Here is a 20,328-nt window from a genome sequence, read left to right on the forward strand (position 1 = left end):
CCGGAGGGCGAGGCGGCGGGCACTCTTACGCCATGTCCCCGTGGGAAGGGACCCGAAGAGCGAGCCCTGTGTGAATCCGCACGGCCCGGGGTTTGTTCCTGTCGGCCGGAAGCCACCTGGGCGGGGGCAGGGCTGAAGGCGGGCCTCCCCTTGGCAGGCAGGCGGTGTTAGATCGCCGCGCCATGGCCAAGACCCCGACCCCGAAGAAGTCCTCCCTTCGCGCCGCCTACGCGAACGCGCGCAAGGCGGATCCCCGTCCCATCACCGGCAAGGAGAAGCCGGCGGAGCTGCTCGCGCACGCGTTCAGCGCCTACGTGGGCCGGCAGGAGCGCACCGCGTTCGAGCTGATGCAGCAGTCCGTGCAGCAGGACGCGTCCATCTTCCTCACGCTGTCCGGCGCGATGACGCCCGCGGGTCTGCACCAGTCCTGTCTGATTCCCCTGGTGGAGAAGGGCATCATCTCCGCCATCACCACCACGGGCGCCAACCTCTACCACGACGCCCACCGCATCATCGGCCACGGCATCCGCGAGGTGAACCCCAACGCGGGCGACCTCCAGTACCGCCTGGCGCGCATCATCCGCATCTACGACCTGGGCTTCTGGGAGGAGGCGCTGCTGGACACCGACCGCCTCTTCTCCGCCATCCTCCGGCAGCCGGAGTTCCAGAAGAAGATGACCACGCCGGAGTTCCACTACCTGCTCGGCAAGGCCATCCACGGCATCGAGAAGGAGCTGGGCGTCAAGCAGCCGTCGCTGCTGTCCACCTGCTACAAGCACGGGGTGCCCATCTGGGTGGGCGCGGTGCAGGACGGCTCCATCTTCCTCAACATCGTGAAGCTGAAGCGCCTCCTGGGCGACGCGTTCAAGTTCGAGCTGGACATCAACGACGACGTCTTCTCCATGGCCGCGATGCAGCACTACTGCCGCCACAACGGCAGCGGGAAGCTGGCCATCTGGATCCTGGGCGGCGGCGTGCCCAAGAACTACACGCTCCAGGGCGAGCCGCTGTTGGACCAAATCCTCAACGTCCCCACGTCCGGCTTCGACATCGACGTGCAGTTCTGCGTGGACCCGGTGGACAACGGCGCGCTGTCCAGCTGCCCGGCCGGCGAGGGCCACACCTGGGGCAAGGTGTCCGTGGAGGCGGTGGAGACGGGCTCCATGTACGTGCACTGCGACGTGACGGCGGTGTTCCCGTGGCTCACGCACGCGCTGTTCAGCGAGCCGAAGAACAAGCGCAAGCCGATGCGCCTGATGGACAAGCTGGATGACGCGGTGAAGTTCCTGGACGCGGACGTCAAGAAGCGCAGCAAGTCGCTGATGAAGACGCTGGACTGGAGCGTCGAGGAGGCCGAGCCCTCCAAGAAGAAGGACGCCAAGGCCCACGACAGCTACGTCCGCTAGACACGCAGTCCTTGCCCAAGGAGACGGTGATGAGTCAGCAGCCCGCGACGGGTGTGGTGATGTCCCTGGTGAGCGCTCCCCAGTTGAAGACGCAGGTGACGCACGGCCCGTCCGGCGCGACGCTGCCCACGGAGGCGCCGCGCGACAACGGCGGCACCGGCGGCAGCTTCTCCCCCACGGACCTGGTGGCCACGGCGCTCATGTCCTGCGTGGTGACCACCATGCACCTGGTGGCCAACCGCGACGGCATCACCCTGGGCGAGGTGCGCGCGTCGGTGGAGAAGCGGATGACCCCGCCGCCGCGCCGCATTGGCGAGCTGGTGCTGTCCATCCAGATGCCGTCCGGCCTCTCGAAGGAGCACCGCGCCGCGCTGGAGAAGATCGCCCATGAGTGCCCGGTGGCGCGCAGCCTCCATCCGGACGTGAAGGTGGCGACGTCGTTCAGCTATCCGGACTGAGCCGCCCCCTCGGGGGCTTGGACGGCCGCCCGCCCTCCAGGCCCCCGTGATGCCGTGCGCCGTCGCCCGCGCGTGACCACCCTGGCGGGAGCCCTAGGAGGCTCCAGCGAGGCTCCAGCGAGGCTCCGTCGGAGGACGCGCGACATGAACCTGAAGCGGTTGGGCAGCTACCTGAACGACCACCTCCTGGCCTCCACCGTGGGGGTGGACCTGGCCCGCCGGACGGAGCACGAGAACCGCAGCAACGCCGTGGGCCAGTACCTGGCCACGCTCACGCCGCTGCTGGAGCAGGACCGCGCCATGCTGCTCGCGGTGCTGGCCGTGCTGGAGCTGAAGCCGGATCCGCTCAAGGTGGGCGGGGCGTGGCTGGTGGAGAAGCTGGCGCGGCTGAAGCTCAACGGCTCCTGGCTGCGCTACTCCCCGCTGAGCCGGCTGGTGGAGCTGGAGGGCTTGTGCGTGGACGCCCAAGGGCGCATGTCCGTGTGGAGGAGCCTGGAGACGCTCTCGCGCAAGGAGCCGCGCCTCGCGCGGTTCGACTTCGCCTTCCTGGCCGAGCGCGCCGAGGCGCAGCTGGCCACGCTGCGGACCCTGCGGCTGCGCTCGACGGAGGCCGCCTTCATGGACACCTCCGTCGAGACCGGCGAGGAGCTGCCGGTCCCGGCGGAGGGGTGAAGCGTCAGCGCCTTCAGGTCCCCGAGGGCGCGACCGGGGGACGGGCGGTCCCGTTCTCCGGCCCGGGCAGCAGGCGCAGCTGGCTGGCGGAGGTGAACGTCGCGTCCACCTCGCGCTCCAGGTACGTGTAGCCGGACAGGCCGTCCTCGTAGACGCGCAGCAGGTTGCGCGACTCGTCCAGGGTGATGCGTCCCTGGCGCAGCGCCAGCTCCGTGAAGCGGCGCAGCTTCGCGACGAGGTCGTCCTTGTTGTAGCTCACGTAGTTGAGCACTTCCGTCACGGTGTCCCCGGCGACGACGTGGTCGATGAGGTAGCCGCCGCCCGGGGCCAGCGACACCTGCACCGTGTGCGTGTCCCCGAAGAGGTTGTGCAGGTCGCCCAGGATCTCCTGGTACGCGCCCACCAGGAAGATGCCCAGGTAGTAGTCGTCGCTGTTGAGCGCGTGCAGCTCCAGCGCGTCCTTCACCTCGCGCTTGTCGATGAAGTGCTCGATCTTCCCGTCCGAGTCGCAGGTGATGTCCGCCAGCGTCGCGCGCCGGGTCGGCTTCTCCGCGAGGCGGTGGATGGGCATCATCGGGAAGAGCTGATCAATCGCCCACGAGTCCGGCAGCGACTGGAACACGGAGAAGTTGCAGAAGTAGGTGTCCGACAGCTGCTTCTCCAGCGCCTCCAGCTCCTCCGGAATCTCCCCGGCCTCGCGCGCCACGCGCAGGATCTTGTGGCAGATGGCCCAGTAGAGGTTCTCCGCCGCCACGCGCTGCTCCAGTGACAGGTGGCCCAGGGAGAACAGCTGGAGGCTCTCCTCCTTGGCGTCCTGCGCGTCGTGGAACGCTTCGATGACGTTCTTGTTCGTCACCTCGCGGAAGGTGGAATACAGGTTGCGCACCACGGAGGGCGCCTTGTCGTCCACCTTGTCGGGCGTCTGGGAGGGGTCGAACTCGCTCGTGCCCAGCACGTCCACCACCAGCACCGCGTGGTGCGCGACGACGGCGCGGCCGGACTCGGAGACGAGCGTGGGGTGCGGCACGCCCGCGCGGTCGCACGCCTCCATCACGCCGAAGACGACGTCGTTGGCGTACTCCTCCGTCGTGTAGTTCATGGAGGAGGCGAAGTTCGTCTGGGAGCCGTCGTAGTCCACGCCCAGGCCGCCGCCCACGTCCAGGTACTTGAGCGGCGCGCCCTGGCGGGCCACCTCCACGTAGAAGCAGCCCACCTCGCGCAGCGCGTTCTTCACGTTGCGGATGTTGGAGATCTGGCTGCCCAGGTGGAAGTGCAAGAGCTCGAAGCAGGACAGGAGCCCCGCGTCCTTCATGAAGCCGATGCAGGACATCAGCTCCGACGAGGACAGGCCGAACTTGGAGCGGTCGCCACCGGACGCCTCCCACTTGCCGGCGCCGCGCGTGGACAGCTTCACGCGCATGCCCAGGCGGGGCGAGATGCCGGTGCGGCGCGCCACCTCCGCGATGAGCGGCAGCTCGCTGGGCTTCTCCACCACCAGGATGACGTTGCGGCCCAGGCGCGAATAGAAGAGCGCCGTCTCGATGTACTCCTCGTCCTTGTAGCCGTTGCAGATGACGAGCGCGTCCTCGCTGTCGAGCAGCGCCATCACCGCGAGCAGCTCCGGCTTGCTGCCGGCCTCCAGCCCGTAGGTGTGCTCCTTGCCCGCCTCGATGATGGTCTCCACCACGTAGCGGTGCTGGTTCACCTTGATGGGATACACGCCGCGGTAGAGGCCCTTGTAGCCTTGATCCGCGATGGCCTTCTTGAACGCGCTGTTCAGGTGGACGACGCGGTGGCGCAGCACGTCCGTGAACCGCAAGAGCAGCGGCAGGCCGATGCCCCGGCGGCGGACCTCGTCCACCAGCTCCTTGAGGTCCATGCTCGGAGCGGCGGGCCCGTCCGGATGGACGCACACGTGGCCCTTGTCGTTGATGCCGAAGTAGGGCGAGCCCCAGTTCCGGATGCCGTACAGCTCATGGGCATCGGCCAGGGTCCAGCGGTGCTGAGGGGCGGGAGCGGGCATCGTTGTTTCGTTGCCTCCGGAGGGACTAGCGACTGCGTGGAAACTCCCATCAACACGGGAGGGGGGCCGGACTATCGGAAACGTCCCGGGCATTCAATAGCCGGCTGAACGGAGACCGAGCAGGCAAGCGGGGGCCAAAACCCGGTGCTGGCCCTCCTGGGCCGGTCAGCATCCAATTCCTACCCTTCCACCTAGGCAGCGCAAGGAGGCTGAGTGGACACACGGGGAGGGTACATGGAGTCGTCCGCACGCAGGGAAGAGGCAGCCCCACTGACCCCGCGGGAGATCTTCGAGCGACTGGACCGCTTCGTCATCGGGCAGGACGCCGCGAAGCGTGCGGTGGCGATCGCCGCCCACAACCACCTCAAGCGCATCCAGGCCCGGCGGATGCGCCGGCAGTCCCTCATCAAGAAGTCCAACATCCTGCTCATCGGACCCACGGGCAGTGGCAAGACGCACATCGCGCGCAACCTGGCGGAGATCCTCCACGTCCCGTTCACCACCGTGGACGCCACCGAGTACACGGAGGCGGGCTACTACGGGAAGGACGTGGAGGTGATGGTGTCCGACCTGCTCTTCAAGGCGAATCACTCCGTGGAGGATACCCAGCGGGGCATCATCTTCATCGACGAGGTGGACAAGATCGCCCGCCGCACGCAGGGGGCGCGCAACGGCGCGGGCAGCCGCGACATCGGCGGCGAGGGCGTGCAGCAGTCGCTCCTGAAGCTGCTGGAGGGGCGCGAGGTGCACGTGCCCATGAATGTCACGCAAGCGTGGAACAAAAGTGACTTCGTGCAGGTGGACACGCGCGACATCCTCTTCATCTGCGCGGGCACCTTCAGCGACCTGCACGACTTCGGGGACGAGGGGGGCCGGGCCATGGGCTTTGGCGCGGACGCGCTGGGGGCCCGGCGCAAGGAGAAGCGCATCTCCCCGAAGCAGCTGGTGGACTTCGGGATGATGGCGGAGTTCCTGGGCCGCATGCCGGTGATGGTGCAACTGGAGCGGCTGGGGGAGTCCGACCTGCTGAGCGTGCTCCGGGAGCCGCCGGACGCGATCACCCGCGAGTTCAAGGAGCTGCTGTCGCTGGACGACATCGAGCTGGAGTTCCCGGAGGACGGCCTCCGCGAGGTGGTGCGCTACTCCATGGCGCGGGGGCTGGGGGCGCGCGGCCTGCGCTCCATCCTGGAGCACGTGATGTCGGACATCATGTTCGAGGCGCCGGAGCGGCGGCACCGTCAGGTGACGGTGGACGCGGGCCTCGTGAAGGCGCGGCTCGCGAGCCTGGACGACGTGGAGCTCAACGCTTGACGGGGGCGGGCCGCTCGGAGGCCCGGGCGGCGGCGCCCAGCCGTGCCGCCGCCTGCGGGTCCTGGATGAGCTGAAGCACCACGTCGTTGCGCAGGAGCGCCCGGGTGTCGCCGCGCTCCAGGGCGTCCTGCAGGTCCTGGTGCTGGAGCGCGAGCTGGAAGCGCGGATCCTTGCGCAGGGCCTTGTAGGCCGGGTCGTCCTGGAGCTTCTTGGCCTTCGCGGGATCGTGAGTCGCCTGGGCCACGCGCACGAGGTCCTGGAGGGGCGCGAACTGGGTCAGCTCGAAGAGGTTGAAGCGGCGTGACAGGTCGAAGGCGACGGAGTCCTTCGGGGCCACGCCCAGGCGCTTGCCGGCGACGATGACGTGCTGCTCCATGAAGGTGAGCGCGCTCAGGCAGACCCAGAAGAGGGCCGCCATCTTGCCGCCGCCGAGCACGAAGCCCAGGGTGCGATCCACGCCGCGCTCGTCCGGGTTCTTGCCGGAGAGGAAGCGCAGGAGCAGCGCGCCCAGCGCGTAGCGCACGGTGAGCCACGTGACGACGAAGAGGAGCACCGTTCCGAAGAGGGTGCCGATGAGCAGCGGCGAGCCCAGGGCGACGGCGAGCTTGGGGCCCGCGATGGGGGCGAGCTTGCGGGAGACGAAGTAGCCCGCCGCGAGCCCCACCGAGTTGGCCACCTGCCGGGCGGCGCCGGAGAGGGCGCCGAGGACGCCGAAGAACAGCACCATGCCCAGGAGGATGAGGTCGATGACCATGCGGGGGGCTCCTGAGGGCCGCTAGCGGATCTTGAACGACGACTCGCCCTTGGTCTTCTCCGCGGTCTGCTTCTGGGCTTCCGCGAGGGCTTCCTTGTAGCGGGCGTTGGAGGGCTCGTAGGTGAGCGCCATCTTGAGGTTGCGCTCCGCGGCGGACGGGTTGCCGGAGTCCAGGTCCTTCTGGGCCTGGGCATAGAACTGACGGCCCTTGGGGTGGGTGCCGATCTGCTCTTCCTGTTCCTTCTTCGCGGCGGCCTTGGTCTCGGACTCGGAGGCGTCGGTGAAGCGCAGCTTCTGCGCGCGGTCCGGGCCGGCGATGTCCGTGAGGTACTTCTTGCGCTTGGTGTCGTCGCGCAGGACGTAATAGGCCTCGGTGACGCGCTTGTAGAGCTCGTTCACCTGGTCCTTGAGGGCCTTGGATTCGAGCTGGAAGAAGCGGTCCGGGTGGTAGACGCGGCTCTCCTTGTAGAAGGCCTTCTTGATGTCGCCGGGCACGGCGGAGCGGTCCAGGCCGAGCAGCTCGAAGTAGTCCATCTGGTCGAGCTTCGCGCAGCGGGACTCCAGGTCATCGAGCTGCTCCGGAGTGAGGGCTGGACCCGCGGCCGAGGACGGCGGCGGTGGGGGCATGAGCGCCGCCGCGGGCGGGCGGGGCGGGGCCACCGGCACCGGGGTCAGGGGGCGCGGGGATCCCGCGGGCGCGACCGCGGGCAGCGAGGTGGTGGGCCGGTTGCCAGGGCGCGGCGGCGCGGCCGTGGCCGGAGCGATGGGCGGGATGGCCTGTCCGACGGCGAGCATCGGGGGCGCGCCGGCGGGAGCGATGGCGGGCGGGCTGATCCGAGGCGCGATGGGGGGCGGCGTCAGCGGGCCTCCGGCGGGGACGGGACGCGCGGCGGGAGGGACCTGCGCCGGGGCGACGGCGGGCACCCGGGCGACGGCCGGTACCGCGGGGGGCAAGGGCTGGACGGCCGGGATGTTCGCGCTGGGCGGGCGGGGCGCGGGGGGCATCGCAGGCGGTGTCACTCCGGGGCCCGATGGCGGTGCGTCCGCTCTGGCTGGCGCGATGGCCGGAGGCATCGCGGGTGTGGCGCTCGCGGTGGGCGGCACGACGGGCGCGACGCGAGGCATCGCCGCGGGGGCCACGGGAGGTGTCACCGCGCCGACGGTGGGGATTGCGTTGGCGGTCGACCGGGCGCTGGCGGGAGCTTGCGGCGGCGTCACTGCGCCGACGGTGGGACGTACCTGGGGCGGCGTCACGGCGCCGACAGCGGGGATCGCGCCGACGGTGGGGCGCGCCTGGGCCGGCGTGCCCTGGGTCGGCGTCGTGCCGACGGTGGGCATCGCGCTGACGGTGGGCCGTGCCTGGGCCGGCGTGCCTTGGATCGGCGTTGCTCCGACGGCGGGCATCGCGCTGACGGTGGGCCGTGTCTGCGCGGTCCCAGGAGCCGTCGCGCTCGCCACGCCAACAGCGGGGACCCCGGCCACCGTGGGCCGCGATCCGGCGGTGGGACCCAGCGGTGCGATTCCTGGGGGAGTGGGACGCGGTGGCGTGCCCGTGGCCGGGGCGACCGAGGGCACGCCAGGGGATGCGGCAGGTTTCGCTGCCGGAGCCACGGTCGGGGACGTCTGAGTCGCCGCTGCGGGAATTGCTGGCACCGGACCCGAAGCGGGCCGCGCCGCCGGAGCGACCGAAGGCATCTGACCTGAAGCGGGCCTCGCTGTCGCCGGAGCCACCGGACCCGAAGCGGGCTGTGCCGCAGGATCCACCGAAGGCACGCGGCCTGACGCAGGCTTCGCCGTCGCCGGAGCCACCGAAGGCACCTGACCTGACGCAGGCCGTGCTGTCGCAGAAGCCACCGGGCCCGAGGCGGGCTGCGCCGCCGGAGCCACCGAAGGCACCTGCCCAGGGGCGGGCTGCGCCGCCGGAGCCACCGAAGGAACCTGACCCGACGCAGGCCTCGCCGCCGGAGCCACTGATGGCACTGGGCCCGAAGCGGGCTGCTGCGCCGCCGGAGCGACCGAAGGAACCTGACCCGAAGCGGGCCGCTGCGCCGCCGGAGCGACCGAAGGAACCTGACCCGAAGCGGGCTGCTGCGTCGCCGGAGCGACCGAAGGAACCTGACCCGCAGCGGGCCGCGCCGCCGGAGCCACTGAAGGCACCTGACCTGAAGCAGGCCTCGCCGTCGCAGGGGCCACCGGAGGCACCTGACCCGACACGGGTCGTACAGCCGGAGTCACCGAAGGAACCTGACCCGAAGCAGGTCGAGTCGCGGGCGCCGCCGAAGGCACCTGACCCGACGCAGGCCTCGCCGCCGGAGCCACCGGCCCTGACGCGGGCTGGTCCGCCGGCACCGGAGGTGCGATGGGGGGCGGCGTGGCGCGGGTGGCTGCTCCCGCGGGCGGAGCCACCCGAGGCGGGGCCACGGCTCCCGGCGCGCGTGGCGCGGCCGGCGGGGTCGTGGGCGCGATGGCCGGAGGCACGGACGCCGTCACCCGAGGCAGGGCGGGCGTCGCCGGACGCGCGGGGGCCGCGGGGGCCACAGGCCCTGGCGGTGCGCCAGAGGTCGGGTCGGAAGGCTCGGACATCGGCGGCGCCTAGCTGGCCACGGCGGGCAGGTCGTTGCTGTTGTGGCCCGCGAGCCGCGTGTTGCGGTTCGCCTGGATCGACTGCTGGATGTCCGCCTCCGTCATGCCCGATGACAACGTGATCGTCGTGGAGGTCTTCTGGCCCGTCTCCACGTCACACGCGGAGACATTCACCAGGCCGTCCGTGTTGATCTCGAACGTCACTTCGATCTTCACCTCGCCGCGATACCCGATGCGGAAGCCCGAGAACTCGAACTCGCCCAGCATCTCGCACTCCTCGGCGCGGTTGGACTCTCCCTGGTACACGCGGATCTTCACCTTCTCCTGCCCGTCGCGGCTGGTGGTGAAGGTCTTCGACCGGTCGATGGGCACCGGCGTGTTCTTGTCGATGATCTTCTCCGTGTACCCGCCCACCGTCCCGATCCGCAGCGTCAGCGGCGTGACGTCCACCAGGAACGTCTCCGTCTTGCTGTCCAGCAGCGCGTGCGACTGGAGCGCGGCCCCCATCGCCACGACCTGATCCGGGTTGATGCCCTCCAGAGGCTCCTTCTGGAAGTAGTGCTTCACCGAGTTGCGGATGATGGGCAGCCGCGTGGGCCCGCCCACCAGGATGACCGCGTCGATGTCCGCCGCCGTCAGCCGGGCGCTCTGCAGCGCTTCGTCGCAGACCTTGAACGTGCGCTGCACCAGGTCCATCACCATCCGGTTGAACTGGTCCTGGTTGAGCGTGTTGCGCAGGTCCATCACGTTGCCGTTGGCGTCCTGGCAGATGCCCTGGCAGAGGATGTCCGCCGTGCCGTACTGGCCCACGTCGATCTTCGCCTTCTCCGCCGCGTCCTTGAGCATCTGCAGGCAGTACTTGTTCTGCCGCAAATCCAACCGCGTGCGGTTCAGGAAGTCGTCCGCCATCCACGTCATGATGCGGTCGTCGAAGTCGTCGCCGCCCAGGTACGTGTCGCCCGCCGTCGCCAGCACCTCGAAGACGTCCTTGCCAATCTCCAGGATGGACACGTCGAACGTGCCGCCGCCCAGGTCGTACACCACGACGCGCTGGTTGACGTCCCGGCCAAAGCCATACGCCAGCGCCGCGGCCGTGGGCTCGTTGAGGATGCGAAGCACCTCCAGCCCCGCGATGCGGCCCGCGTCCTTCGTCGCCTGACGCTGGTTGTCGTTGAAGTACGCCGGGACGGTGATGACCGCCTTGGTCACCTCGCGGCCCAGGTACGTCTCCGCCACGGCCTTCATCTCCTTGAGCACCAGCGCGGAGATCTCCGGGAGCGAATAGCTGCGCTCCCGCACCCCGATGCGCACCGAGTTGTTCTCGCCCTCGACGATGCGGTACGGCATCACCGCCTGCGCCTTCTTCACCTCGTCGGAGAAGTAGTACCGGCCAATGAGCCGCTTGGCCGAGTACACCGTCATCTCGGGGCTGGTGATGATGTTCTTCTTCGCCGCGTTGCCCACCAGCACGGACCCTTCCTCCAGGAAGGACACGCACGAGGCATGCGTCGTCTCGCCCCACTCGTTGGGGATGACCGTGGGCTGACCCTCGTGCACGACGGACACGCACGAATACGACGTGCCCAGGTCGATGCCGATTGCGATGTCGTCCGCCATTCCGTCTCCGGTGAAGTCCTGCACCCCGGTCCCTCGGGGGGAGGTGCCGAGAAGCGGACGGAGGTTAGGCCCCACGATGTGAGGTGTCAATTCACGGAGTGGTCAAATGCCAGCCATTTCAAGGGCTTAGCGCCAGAGCAGGGGAGCAGGTGGGCCGCGCTGAAGCGGGGCCCCACGGGACTTATCCCTTGAAGGGAAGGGGGGTAACAGCCTTGTCCGCCATCCTCGCCGCCTTGTCGTCGGACCCCAATCTCCTGCGGTGCGAACTGCACCGTCTCACGTCCCAGGTCGTCCTGCGCCCGGACGCGCGGGTCAACGCCCTGGGCGTGGGCTCCTACGCCCAGGAGGAGGTCCTTTTGCGCCGCCTGGCACCTGGGACGGACGTGACCCTGGACGACCTGGGGCCTCCCCACGAGTCGGAGGCGGTGCTCTTCCACGCGGGCCTGCTGCCGCCCGGCATGTCGCCCGAGGAAAACACCCAGCCCTTCCGGGCCCGCCACTGGCTGTTCGCCCATCAAGACCCGCTGCCGGACTTCGAGCCCCTGCGCGGTCCACTGCTCTCCCACGTGCCGGAGCATCTTCAGCGGCAGGTGCGGGGGCCCACGGGCAGCGAGGTGCTCTTCGCCCTCTTCCTCACCCGCCTGCGGGAGCTGGGGCGCACGGATGATCCGCGCCTGGAGCCGGAGGTCGCGGGGCGCGTCCTTCGGGGCACGGTGCGGGAGGTGGAGGCCGCGCTCGTCCAGGCGGGCCGGGTGCGCACGCCGCCGCTCAACCTGGTGGCCACCAACGGCACGGTGCTCCTGGCCACCCGCTGCGGCGAGTCGCCGCTCTACTACACGCGCCTGGAGGGCAGCGCGGAGTGCGCGCGCTGCGGCTTGGACGCGGGCACCCCGGAGACGCATCCGGAGGTGGGCGCGCACCGCCGGCGCCGCACGGTGGTGGTGTCCAGCCACGTCACCCGCACGCAGGGCTGGGTGGAGCTCGGGCCCGGCACGACGCTGGTGGTGGGCTCGGACCTCCAGGTCCAGCACCTGCCGCCATCCTGACGCGCGAGGGCCGTCACGGGCCGCCGAAGAAGGACACCTCCAGGACGCGCATGTAGAGGTTGCACGCGGCGTGGAAGAGGGCGCAGCCGACGATGGTGCCGGTGCGCTCGCGCATCCAGCCGAAGAGCAGGGCGGGGAAGAACACCGCCAGCCGCCAGGTCTGGAAGATGGCCAGGTGGCCCAGCGCGAAGAGCAGCGCCGTCACCCAGAAGGCCCGCCCCAGCCGGGCGCCCAGCACCACGCGCCCCTGGGGCCACGCGTCGCGCAGGCGGGCCTGCAGGTAGCCCCGGTAGAAGAACTCCTCTGGCAGGGCCACGACGAAGAGCTGGTCGATGACCCACTCGCCGAAGCGCGGGGGCAGGCGCGGCTGGAAGTGGCCCTCGCCGATGATGGGCGACAGGTGGTGCGCGAGCGCGGGGGGCAGGTGCGGCACCACCTGCACGAAGCCGGCGAAGCCCGCGAAGAACAGCGGCCCCACGATGGCGGACATCACCAGGAACAGCCGCACGTCCTGCTTCCACGCGCGCAGGGTGAGGCCGTAGTCGCGGTAGTCCTCGTCGCGCCAGCGCATGGGGATGAGCGGCAGGTAGAGGAAGCCCACCGTGGCGACCAGCTTGGGCACGCTGGTGCTCCCGGCGGCGACGAACGCCACGATGATGCCCAGGAAGCCCAGGGCCCAGAGGCCCACCGCCTCCTGCACCGCGCTCAGCCGGAACGGAGGTCCCGCGGGACGGCTCATGGCGTGTCCGCCGAGGCCAGCTCCGCCTTCACCGCGGAGAGGGGCAGCGCGCGCGCGCCCCGGCCCCGGCGCTGGACGACGACGGCCACCAGCCGCCCGTCCCCGTCGTACAGCGGGCTGCCCGGCGCGAGCGTCAGGTCCACGTCGAAGAACGGCGCGGGGCCAGTCCTGGCCACGGCGGCCTTGGGCGTGTCCCGCTGGCCCTTCTTTCGACCCGGCAGGACGCCCACCACCCAGCGGCCCGCGAGCCCCTCCGGCACCAGCCGCACCGGCGCGGCGGGCCACGTGCCCTGAGGGCCCGCGACCACCGCCACCTGGAGCACCGCGCTGGAGAGCACCACGCGCGCCGTGAGGGCGTTTCCGTCGTGCTCCACCTGGGCGGACTGGGGGCCCACGTGCGTCACCGAGGTGAGCACCTGGCCGTCCGCGCCCACGATGATGCCGGGGCCCGCTTGCTGGGGGCCTCGCACGCGCACGGAGGAGCGGGTGTGCAGCTCCAGCACGCGCTGGAGGTCGGCGCGCGACGGACGGGCCTCCGCGCCGGCCCGCGTGGGCATGACGAGGAAGACGAGGAGGGCGGGGACGAGGAGGAGCGGGCGGAACATCTTCGCGCCCGCGAGCCTATCAGCGCTCCCGCAGGGCGGCGAGGAAGCTCTCCGCGGACCGGGTGTTCAGGATGTCCTTCTTCCGGGCCCAGCCCCGGCGCGCGGTGGCCACCGCGAAGGCCAGATTCTTCAGGTCCTCCTGCCGGTGCGCGTCACAGCTGACCACCAGCTTCACCCCGCGCCGCACGGCCTGCCGCACGTACTCGGCCTTGATGTCCAGCCGCGCGGGCTTGCCGTTGATCTCCACCGCCACGCCCCGCTCCCGGGCGCGCTCCAGCACCTCTTCCATGCGCAGGGGGTACGGCTCCCGGCTCTGGATGAGGCGCCCGGTGGGGTGCCCCAGGATGTGCAGGTGCGGGTTGTCCAGCGCGGCCAGCACCCGGCGCGTCATCTGGTCCTCGTCCATGGAGTGCCGCACGTGGATGGAGGCGATGACCACCTCCAGCTGCTCCAGCACGCTGTCCGCGTAGTCCAGCGCGCCCGACTCCAGGATGTCCACCTCGATGCCCTTGAGCAGCCGCAGGCCGGGCACCGCCGCGTTCACGCGGTCGATCTCCTCCCACTGCCGCTTCAGGTCGTCCACCTTCAGGCCGCCCGCGTGGATGGCCGCCTCGCTGTGCTCGGTGATGGTGAGGTACTGCAGGCCCAGGGCCTGCGCCGCGCGCGCCATCCGCTCCAGCGTGTCGCGGCCGTCGGACCAGGTGCTGTGCGCGTGCACCGCGCCCCGCACGTCCTCCAGCGTCACCAGGTCCTCCGGCAGCGTCCCCGCGCGCGCGGCCTCCACCTCGCCGGAGTCCTCGCGCAGCTCCGGCGGCACCTCCTGCATGCCCAGCAGCCGGTACAGCGTCGCCTCGTCGGGGACGGGCACCTTGGTGCCGTCGTCGCGGTGCACGCCCCATTCGGAGATCTTCAGGCCCCGCTCATGACCCAGGTTGCGCAGCCGGATGTGGTGCGCCTTGGAGCCGGTGAAGTGGTGCAGCGCGGTGGCGAAGTCCTCGTCCGGCAGCACGCGCAGGTCCACCTGGAGGTCGCCCTGCACCATGCGCACGGAGCACTTGCTGTCGCCCTTGCCCAGCACCGTCGCCACGCCCGGCGCCTGCGCGAGCGTGTCCAGCACCGGCCCCGCGTCCTCCGCGGAGGCGATGAGGTCCACGTCGGACACCGTCTCCGCGCGGCGGCGCACGCTGCCACCCAGGCTCGCGCGCACCACGCCCGGGGCCTGGCGGATCCGCTCCAGCAGGGCCTCCGCGATGGGCAGCGCGTCCCCCAGGAGCTTGCGCTCGCCGCGCGCGCGCCGGAACACCGCGATGCCGTCCAGGAGCTTCGCCTCGCTCTTCGCTCCGAAGCCCTTGAGCTCGCGCACGCGGCCGTCGCGGCACGCGCGCTCCAGGTCCTCCACGCTGCCCACCTGCAGCTCGCTCCACAGGGCGGCCACCTTCTTCGGCCCCACGTCCGGCAGCTTCATCAGCTCCAGGAGGCCGGCGGGGAAGCGGGCCTTCAGCTCCTCGAAGGCGCTCATCCGGCCGGTCGTCACCAGCTCGGTGAGCTTCTCGGCGAGCCCCGGGCCGATGCCCTGCAGCTCCTGCAGGCGTCCCTCGGCGACGACGGCGCCCAGGTCCTGCGGCAGGTTGGCGATGCGGTCGGCGGCGATGTCGTAGGCGCGGACGCGGAAGCCACTCTGGCCCTGGAGCTGGAGCAGCAGGGACATGTCCCGGAGGACCTGGGCGACGGCTGCCTTGTCGGTGAGCACGGCGGGGGAGGGTGTCACGTCGGAAGTCACGGTCGGGAGATTAATGCCGGGGAAACAGGGGTGCAGGCCAGGACGCGTTGTGGGAAAAGGAACGCAAGAGGAAGGCAATGACGAAGATCAAGCTGGGGCCCGCGGACTTCGCCGAGAGGGAGATGCGCGGCTACGAGGTCGGCAAGCGCAACGTCTGCATCGCGAAGATCCACGGCCGGTACAAGGGCCTCGACGACTGGTGCAACCACGCCGGGTGCCTGCTGTCGGGTGGGCGCATCGAGGACAACACGGTCGTCTGCCCCTGCCACGAAGTCGGCTTCGACATGGACACCGGCCAGAACGTCACGTCCCCCGGCGTGTGCGACGACCAACCGACGGTGCAACTGGCGGTCGAGGACGGCACGCTCGTCGTCGACCTGCCCGACGCCTGACCCTCTCGCGCCGCTACTTCCGCCTTCAGGAGCGTCCACCATGGGACACGACGGACACGATCACGACCATGACCACGGTCATGGCCATTCCCACTCCCCGCATGACCACGGCCACGGCCATTCGCACGACCACGACCATGGCCACGCGCATGAACATGGGCATTCACACGGCCCCGAGCACGGTCATGACCACGGTCACGCGCACGACCACGCCCCCGCGCATTCGCACGAGGGGCCAGCGGCGGAGCACAAGGCCCGGGCGCCGGTGCATGTCAGCGCGTACGTGGTGACATGCTCGGACAGCCGGGACGCGGCGCACGACACCAGCGGCAAGGACCTGCGCGAGGGCCTCTCCGCTGCGGGGCACACCGTCGTGGGCCACACCGTGGTGAAGGATGATCCGGAGGCCATCCGGGGCGCGCTCGCGCAGGCGCAGGCGGCGGGGGCCCGCGCGGTGCTCTTCACGGGGGGCACCGGCATTGGCCGGCGCGACCTCACGGTGGAGACGCTGCGGGCGCTGTTCGAGAAGGAGCTGCCCGGCTTTGGCGAGCTGTTCCGGATGCTGTCGTACCAGCGCATCGGCAGCCCCGCGATGATGTCGCGCGCCACGGCGGGCACCTACCAGGGGATGATCCTCTTCGCGCTGCCCGGCTCACCCCAGGCGGTGCGGCTGGCGCTGGACGCGCTCATCCTCCCGGAGCTGGGCCACGCGGTGCGCGAGCTCACGCGTTAGGACAGGAAGGGCGCGGCGCTCCGCCGCGCTCCAACCGACGACGTGGGAGCACGCGAGATGAAGAAGCGCCGCGGCGCGCACACCGGACTGAGCGCCCAGGCGGCCGAGCGGTTGCGCCCCCGCCTGGACGCCTTCCTGGCCTCCACCGACGCGAAGGCCCGCATCGGGTTCGACCCGGTGGAGTTCCCCCATCGCTACCGGGACCCGCGTGACGTGGAGGTCAGCGCGCTGCTCGCGGCGGCCCTGGCCTACGGGCGCGCGGACCTCTTCCGCCCCAAGGTGGACGCGCTGCTCAAGCGCATGGGCCCGTCGCCCGCCGCCTTCGTGCGGGCCCTGGACGTGGCGGGCGCGAAGGAGCTCCTCACGGGCTTCGTGTACCGCTTCAACGTGGGCACCGACCTCGCGGTGCTGCTCATGGGCATGGGCCGGGCCCTGCGCGAGCACGGCAGCCTGGAGGCCCTCTTCATTCGTGGCTGGACCGCGAGCGGAACGCTCCACGGCGGGCTCGCGGCCTTCACCGCCGGGCTCCGGGACGTGCCCATGGACGGGCTCCGTCGGGCGCTGGGGCCCGAGCGGGGCCTGCACCACCTGTTGCCCTCGCCCCTGGGGCCGGGCGCGGCGAAGCGCCTCAACCTGTACCTGCGCTGGATGGTGCGGGGCCCGGACGCGGTGGACTTCGGCATCTGGAAGCAGGTGCCCCCTTCCGCCCTGCTCGTGCCGCTGGACACGCACATTGGCCGCATGGCGCTCCACCTGGGGCTCACGAAGCGCACGGACCTCACCTGGCGCACCGCCGAGGAGGTGACGGCCTCCCTGCGGGTGCTCGACCCCCAAGACCCCGTCCGCTACGACTTCGCCCTGTGCCACTACGGCATGAGTGGGGCCTGCCCAGCGAAGACCGTCCCCCAGCACTGCGCGCGATGCTCGCTCCTTCCGTCGTGCAAGGTAGGTCCCCGCGCCATCGCGCGCGGTTCCGTGCAAATCTGAGTCCCACCGGACCCGGAAATGGGCTACGGGCAGTCCGCGCGGCCCCGCGTTGACGGGTTGGCGCGGTCAAGGCTGCAATGCGGACAGGCGGCGCGGGAGGGATGAGCCCGCGGGGCGCGAGGAGCAACGCGGTGCACGCAATGCTGGTGGCGGTCCCAGCCCCGGTGGCCCAGGACGTGGAGCGCGACCTGTGCGCCACGGCCGAAGGACGCGCGTGCCGAGTGCTCCGCGTCGAGGCCGCCGTGGAGCCGCTGCCGGAAGGGCTGCTCGTCCTGTGGGACCATGGCGGTCCCTTGGAGGCGGTGAAGGCGCGCTGCCAGTCGGTGCATGCCCGGCGGGTCCCGACGCGCACGTGGCTGGTGCTGCTGACGACGCGCGACGGCGTGGAGGCGGAGGCGCTGAGCGAAGCCGGCGTGGACGAGTGCGTGGCGCCTCCCGGCACGCGGTGGGGCGCGCGGCTGGTGGCGCTGCGGCGGCGGTCTGGGGACGGGGACTCGCAGGCGCTCCGGCGCATGCGCGACATGTTCCAGGGCGCGCTGGACGCGGTGCCGGAGCCCCTGTTCATCAAGGACCGGGAGCACCGCCTCGTCGCGATGAACAGCGCCTTTCGCCGCCTGATGGATCAACCCGCGGAGGCGCCGGGGGGAAGCGCCGCGCACCTGCTGGTGCCCGCCGATGAGGCGGAGGCCTCCTGGCGCCAGGATGAGCGCGCCTTCACCACCGGGCAGACCGTGGAGGACGAGGGGTCCTTCACCGACCTCAAGGGGCGCTCGCGCGAGGTGCTCACGCAGCGGGCCGCGTACACGCTGCCGGACGGCGAGCGCTTCCTCGTGGGGCTCGTGCGCGACGTCACCGAGCGCACCCGCCTGGAGACGCAGCGGCGGCTGGCGGAGCGGATGACGTCCGTGGGCACGCTGGCCGCGGGCGTCGCGCACGAAATCAACAACCCGCTCTCCTACGTCACCTCCAACCTGGCGTACCTCTGGGAGCGCGTGGCCCAGCCCGTGGTGCCCTCCGAGCAACTGGAGGAGCTGCGGCAGGTGGTGGCCGAGGCGCTGGAGGGCGCGGGGCGCGTGCGCTCCATCGTGCGCGACCTGCGGACCTTCTCCCGCGCGGAGGAGGAGCGGCACGGGCCGGTGGACGTGCTGCGCGCGGTGGAGGGCGCGGTCCGGTTGATGCGGGATGACCTGCAGCATCGCGCGCGCCTGACGTGCGACCTGGAGCCGGTGGCCGTCGTGCACGGCAACGAAGGACGGCTGGGACAGGTCGTCACCCACCTGCTGTTGAACGCGCTCCAGTCCTTCGGGGACCGGCCCGCGGAGGCGAACCGGCTGAGGCTGTGCGTGCGTCCGGGCCGCGACGGGCACGTGCTCATCGAGGTGGAGGACAACGGCTGCGGGATGCCCGCGGAGGTGCGCCAGCGCATCTTCGATCCCTTCTTCACCACGCGCTCGCCCCGGGGCGGCACGGGCCTGGGGCTGTCCATCTGCCTCACGCTGGTGCACGCGATGGGCGGCCGCATCGAGGTGACCAGCGAGCTGGATCAGGGCAGCCTCTTCCGCGTGGAGCTGCCCGCGCTCGTGCGGTCCGCCGAAGTGGCGCTGCCGGTGCAGCCGGTCGCGGAGCCGCTGGAAGGGCCCGTGCCGACGGTGCGAGCGGCGCGGAGCCTGCGCCGGCTGCTGCTCATCGACGATGAGCCGGCGGTGGGCAGCGCGGTGAGCCGGTTGCTGCGCAACCTCTACGACGTGCACGTCATCCAGGACGCGCGCGAGGCGCTGAAGCGGCTGTCTCACGGTGAGAAGTTCGATGCCATCCTCTGCGACCTGATGATGCCGGGCATGAGCGGCATGGACTTCCTGGTGGAGCTGGAGCGGCTGGCGCCGGAGCTGGCGCCGCGCACCGGCTTGATGACGGGCGGGGTGAACCCGCAGGCGCGCGAGTTCGTCGGCCGCCGCGCGCGGGAGCTGCTGGAGAAGCCCTTCGAGCGCGACCAGCTGTGCACCTTCGTCGAGACCCTGATGCAATGAAGCGCCGCACGCGCTGGACGCTCGGGGCGGGGCTCGTGGCCCTGTTGCTCGCGGGCTGCTTCCTCCTCCCGCCCGAGCTGCGGGGGCTGTCCTTCGTCGTGCGCGCGGCGGGCCTCCATGGCGCCGCGGCCGATTCGCTGGCCCGCTACGGCACCGGGGGCTTCACCGTCGCGGACCTGCGCGTGCCCACGCGCCATGGTCCCGTGCGCGGGCGGCTCTACCAGCCGGAGCGACGCAAGGGGCGGCTCATCGTGCTCACCTCGGGGGTGCACGCGGCGGGCATCGACGAGCCCCGGCTGGTGAAGCTGGCGGAGGACCTGGCCATGGGCGGGCAGCCGGTGCTCACGCCGGAGCCACCGGACCTGCTGCGTTACGAAATCACGCCGCGCCTGCCAGACGTCATCGAGGACGCGGCCCTCTGGGCGCTGGGGCCGGGCGCGCTGGCTCCCGAGGGGGCGGTGGACCTCTTCGGCATCAGCTTCTCCGGAGGACTCTCCGTCGTCGCGGCGGGCCGGCCGGACCTGCGCGACAAGGTGGCCGCGGTGCTGTCCTTCGGCGGGCACGGCGAGCTGTCGCGCGTGCTGTCCTTCCTGTGCACGGGCATCCAGGCGGATGGGGTGCACCGCACGCCCCACGACTACGGAGTGGTGGTCATCCTGCTCAACGTCGCGGACCGGCTGGTGCCACCCGAGCAGGTGGAGCCCCTGCGCACCGGTGTGCGCATGTTCCTGCACGCGTCGCACCTGACGCTCGTGGACGGCAAGCAGGCGGAGGCCACCTTCCAGGCGGCGCGCGAGATGGAGGCCTCGCTCCCCGAGCCCGCCGCCACGCTGCTCCGCCTGGTGAATACGCGTGACGTGGCCGCGCTGGGCCCTCGGCTGCTGCCCTTCGTGAAGGGCTTCGCGGGGGACCCGTCGCTGTCGCCGGAGCGCTCGCCCGCGCCCCGGGCGCCGGTGTACCTGCTGCACGGGACGGACGACTCCGTCATCCCCGCCATCGAGTCCACGCTGCTGGCGCGCGAACTGGCGCCCTCCACGCGAGTGCACCTGCGGCCCACGCCGCTCATCACCCACGCGGAGATGGACCGGCGGGCCAGCGCGGTGGAGGCGCTGAAGCTGGTGCGCTTCTGGTCGGCGTTGCTTGGCGAGTAGGGGTGCCAGGAGACTTGACGTCCCGGGGCGTGAACAGGTGCGAT

At 71.1% G+C, this 20,328-nt stretch carries 18 protein-coding genes; 11 read left to right on the forward strand and 7 right to left on the reverse strand.

Going from position 1 to position 20,328, the window contains the following annotated elements:
- The first annotated feature begins 182 nt into the window (after positions 1-182).
- From GTY96_RS17425 to GTY96_RS17435, 3 genes are all read left to right on the forward strand, one after another.
- Positions 183-1,406: a deoxyhypusine synthase family protein gene (locus GTY96_RS17425; protein ID WP_143901808.1), complete on the forward strand. Its 1,224-nt coding sequence runs from the start codon at positions 183-185 to the stop codon at positions 1,404-1,406.
- A 29-nt stretch (positions 1,407-1,435) separates the two neighbouring features.
- A complete protein-coding gene (locus tag GTY96_RS17430) occupies positions 1,436-1,864 on the forward strand; it encodes an OsmC family protein (RefSeq protein WP_143901806.1) in 429 nt (142 codons plus the stop codon).
- 144 nt (positions 1,865-2,008) lie between these two features.
- On the forward strand, positions 2,009-2,536 hold the full coding sequence (locus tag GTY96_RS17435; RefSeq protein WP_143901804.1) for a hypothetical protein: 528 nt from the start codon (positions 2,009-2,011) through the stop codon (positions 2,534-2,536).
- A 13-nt stretch (positions 2,537-2,549) separates the two neighbouring features.
- On the opposite strand, the gene speA is transcribed toward GTY96_RS17435, so the two are convergent.
- The gene (speA, locus tag GTY96_RS17440; protein ID WP_143901802.1) at positions 2,550-4,559 is read right to left on the reverse strand and encodes a biosynthetic arginine decarboxylase; all 2,010 of its coding nucleotides are present in this window, start codon (positions 4,557-4,559) and stop codon (positions 2,550-2,552) included.
- Between the two features lie 234 nt (positions 4,560-4,793).
- On the opposite strand from speA, the gene clpX reads away from it, so the two are divergent.
- Positions 4,794-5,870: an ATP-dependent Clp protease ATP-binding subunit ClpX gene (gene clpX / locus GTY96_RS17445; protein WP_161665303.1), complete on the forward strand. Its 1,077-nt coding sequence runs from the start codon at positions 4,794-4,796 to the stop codon at positions 5,868-5,870.
- On the opposite strand, the gene GTY96_RS17450 is transcribed toward clpX, so the two are convergent.
- Both GTY96_RS17450 and GTY96_RS17455 read right to left on the reverse strand, forming a co-directional pair.
- On the reverse strand, positions 5,860-6,624 hold the full coding sequence (locus tag GTY96_RS17450) for a CvpA family protein (protein WP_143901798.1): 765 nt from the start codon (positions 6,622-6,624) through the stop codon (positions 5,860-5,862). The genes clpX and GTY96_RS17450 overlap by 11 nt on opposite strands.
- A gap of 21 nt (positions 6,625-6,645) precedes the next feature.
- Positions 6,646-7,251, reverse strand: coding sequence for a J domain-containing protein (locus GTY96_RS17455; RefSeq protein ID WP_201756151.1), 606 nt, complete (start codon positions 7,249-7,251; stop codon positions 6,646-6,648).
- Here GTY96_RS17455 and GTY96_RS17460 point away from each other — a divergent pair.
- Positions 7,250-8,251 (forward strand): hypothetical protein, encoded by a 1,002-nt coding sequence (locus GTY96_RS17460; protein ID WP_201756152.1) that lies wholly within the window; start codon positions 7,250-7,252, stop codon positions 8,249-8,251. The two genes, GTY96_RS17455 and GTY96_RS17460, sit on opposite strands and share 2 nt — an antisense overlap.
- A gap of 965 nt (positions 8,252-9,216) precedes the next feature.
- On the opposite strand, the gene dnaK is transcribed toward GTY96_RS17460, so the two are convergent.
- Complete coding sequence (gene dnaK, locus GTY96_RS17465; protein ID WP_143901797.1) at positions 9,217-10,824, reverse strand: molecular chaperone DnaK; 1,608 nt, start codon at positions 10,822-10,824, stop codon at positions 9,217-9,219.
- A gap of 212 nt (positions 10,825-11,036) precedes the next feature.
- On the opposite strand from dnaK, the gene GTY96_RS17470 reads away from it, so the two are divergent.
- Positions 11,037-11,870 (forward strand): class II glutamine amidotransferase, encoded by an 834-nt coding sequence (locus GTY96_RS17470; RefSeq protein ID WP_161665305.1) that lies wholly within the window; start codon positions 11,037-11,039, stop codon positions 11,868-11,870.
- Positions 11,871-11,883: 13 nt separating this feature from the next.
- Here the strand turns inward: GTY96_RS17470 and mrtX are convergent, their stop codons facing one another.
- From mrtX to polX, 3 genes are read right to left on the reverse strand one after another with little or no spacing between them, the layout of a single operon-like run.
- Complete coding sequence (gene mrtX, locus GTY96_RS17475) at positions 11,884-12,609, reverse strand: myxosortase MrtX (protein ID WP_143901793.1); 726 nt, start codon at positions 12,607-12,609, stop codon at positions 11,884-11,886.
- Positions 12,606-13,214 carry an MXAN_2756 family trypsin-like serine endoprotease gene (locus tag GTY96_RS17480; protein ID WP_143901791.1) on the reverse strand — a complete coding sequence of 203 codons (609 nt, stop codon included), beginning with the start codon at positions 13,212-13,214 and terminating at the stop codon, positions 12,606-12,608. The genes mrtX and GTY96_RS17480 overlap by 4 nt, the downstream gene beginning before the upstream one ends.
- A gap of 19 nt (positions 13,215-13,233) precedes the next feature.
- Complete coding sequence (gene polX / locus GTY96_RS17485; RefSeq protein WP_186001899.1) at positions 13,234-14,982, reverse strand: DNA polymerase/3'-5' exonuclease PolX; 1,749 nt, start codon at positions 14,980-14,982, stop codon at positions 13,234-13,236.
- 89 nt (positions 14,983-15,071) lie between these two features.
- On the opposite strand from polX, the gene GTY96_RS17490 reads away from it, so the two are divergent.
- The 5 genes from GTY96_RS17490 (at position 15,072) to GTY96_RS17510 (ending at position 20,284) form a co-directional block, all read left to right on the forward strand.
- Entirely contained in the window at positions 15,072-15,386 is a 315-nt protein-coding gene (locus GTY96_RS17490; RefSeq protein ID WP_143901786.1) for a Rieske (2Fe-2S) protein, read from the forward strand.
- A gap of 265 nt (positions 15,387-15,651) precedes the next feature.
- Positions 15,652-16,119 carry a MogA/MoaB family molybdenum cofactor biosynthesis protein gene (locus GTY96_RS37675; RefSeq protein WP_186001898.1) on the forward strand — a complete coding sequence of 156 codons (468 nt, stop codon included), beginning with the start codon at positions 15,652-15,654 and terminating at the stop codon, positions 16,117-16,119.
- Positions 16,120-16,176: 57 nt separating this feature from the next.
- Positions 16,177-17,106 carry a TIGR02757 family protein gene (locus GTY96_RS17500; RefSeq protein ID WP_161665306.1) on the forward strand — a complete coding sequence of 310 codons (930 nt, stop codon included), beginning with the start codon at positions 16,177-16,179 and terminating at the stop codon, positions 17,104-17,106.
- A 77-nt stretch (positions 17,107-17,183) separates the two neighbouring features.
- Positions 17,184-19,133, forward strand: coding sequence for an ATP-binding protein (locus tag GTY96_RS17505; RefSeq protein ID WP_161665307.1), 1,950 nt, complete (start codon positions 17,184-17,186; stop codon positions 19,131-19,133).
- Positions 19,130-20,284, forward strand: a complete 1,155-nt coding sequence (locus GTY96_RS17510; protein WP_143901780.1) for a hypothetical protein — start codon at positions 19,130-19,132, stop codon at positions 20,282-20,284. Before GTY96_RS17505 ends, GTY96_RS17510 begins: the two co-directional genes overlap by 4 nt.
- Positions 20,285-20,328: the final 44 nt, after the last annotated feature.

Source organism: Corallococcus silvisoli (genome assembly GCF_009909145.1).
Classification (GTDB): Bacteria; Myxococcota; Myxococcia; order Myxococcales; family Myxococcaceae; genus Corallococcus; species Corallococcus silvisoli.

What these genes read in the sequence shown, in the direction of transcription:
- GTY96_RS17425 (WP_143901808.1), top strand. Translation starts at nt 183, where the DNA reads ATGGCCAAGACCCCGACCCCGAAGAAGTCCTCCCTTCGCGCCGCCTAC.
- GTY96_RS17430 (WP_143901806.1), top strand. Translation starts at nt 1,436, where the DNA reads ATGAGTCAGCAGCCCGCGACGGGTGTGGTGATGTCCCTGGTGAGCGCT.
- GTY96_RS17435 (WP_143901804.1), top strand. Translation starts at nt 2,009, where the DNA reads ATGAACCTGAAGCGGTTGGGCAGCTACCTGAACGACCACCTCCTGGCC.
- speA (WP_143901802.1), bottom strand. Translation starts at nt 4,559, where the DNA reads ATGCCCGCTCCCGCCCCTCAGCACCGCTGGACCCTGGCCGATGCCCAT.
- clpX (WP_161665303.1), top strand. Translation starts at nt 4,794, where the DNA reads ATGGAGTCGTCCGCACGCAGGGAAGAGGCAGCCCCACTGACCCCGCGG.
- GTY96_RS17450 (WP_143901798.1), bottom strand. Translation starts at nt 6,624, where the DNA reads ATGGTCATCGACCTCATCCTCCTGGGCATGGTGCTGTTCTTCGGCGTC.
- GTY96_RS17460 (WP_201756152.1), top strand. Translation starts at nt 7,250, where the DNA reads ATGAGCGCCGCCGCGGGCGGGCGGGGCGGGGCCACCGGCACCGGGGTC.
- GTY96_RS17455 (WP_201756151.1), bottom strand. Translation starts at nt 7,251, where the DNA reads ATGCCCCCACCGCCGCCGTCCTCGGCCGCGGGTCCAGCCCTCACTCCG.
- dnaK (WP_143901797.1), bottom strand. Translation starts at nt 10,824, where the DNA reads ATGGCGGACGACATCGCAATCGGCATCGACCTGGGCACGTCGTATTCG.
- mrtX (WP_143901793.1), bottom strand. Translation starts at nt 12,609, where the DNA reads ATGAGCCGTCCCGCGGGACCTCCGTTCCGGCTGAGCGCGGTGCAGGAG.
- GTY96_RS17480 (WP_143901791.1), bottom strand. Translation starts at nt 13,214, where the DNA reads ATGTTCCGCCCGCTCCTCCTCGTCCCCGCCCTCCTCGTCTTCCTCGTC.
- GTY96_RS17490 (WP_143901786.1), top strand. Translation starts at nt 15,072, where the DNA reads ATGACGAAGATCAAGCTGGGGCCCGCGGACTTCGCCGAGAGGGAGATG.
- GTY96_RS17500 (WP_161665306.1), top strand. Translation starts at nt 16,177, where the DNA reads ATGAAGAAGCGCCGCGGCGCGCACACCGGACTGAGCGCCCAGGCGGCC.
- GTY96_RS17505 (WP_161665307.1), top strand. Translation starts at nt 17,184, where the DNA reads ATGCGGACAGGCGGCGCGGGAGGGATGAGCCCGCGGGGCGCGAGGAGC.
- GTY96_RS17510 (WP_143901780.1), top strand. Translation starts at nt 19,130, where the DNA reads ATGAAGCGCCGCACGCGCTGGACGCTCGGGGCGGGGCTCGTGGCCCTG.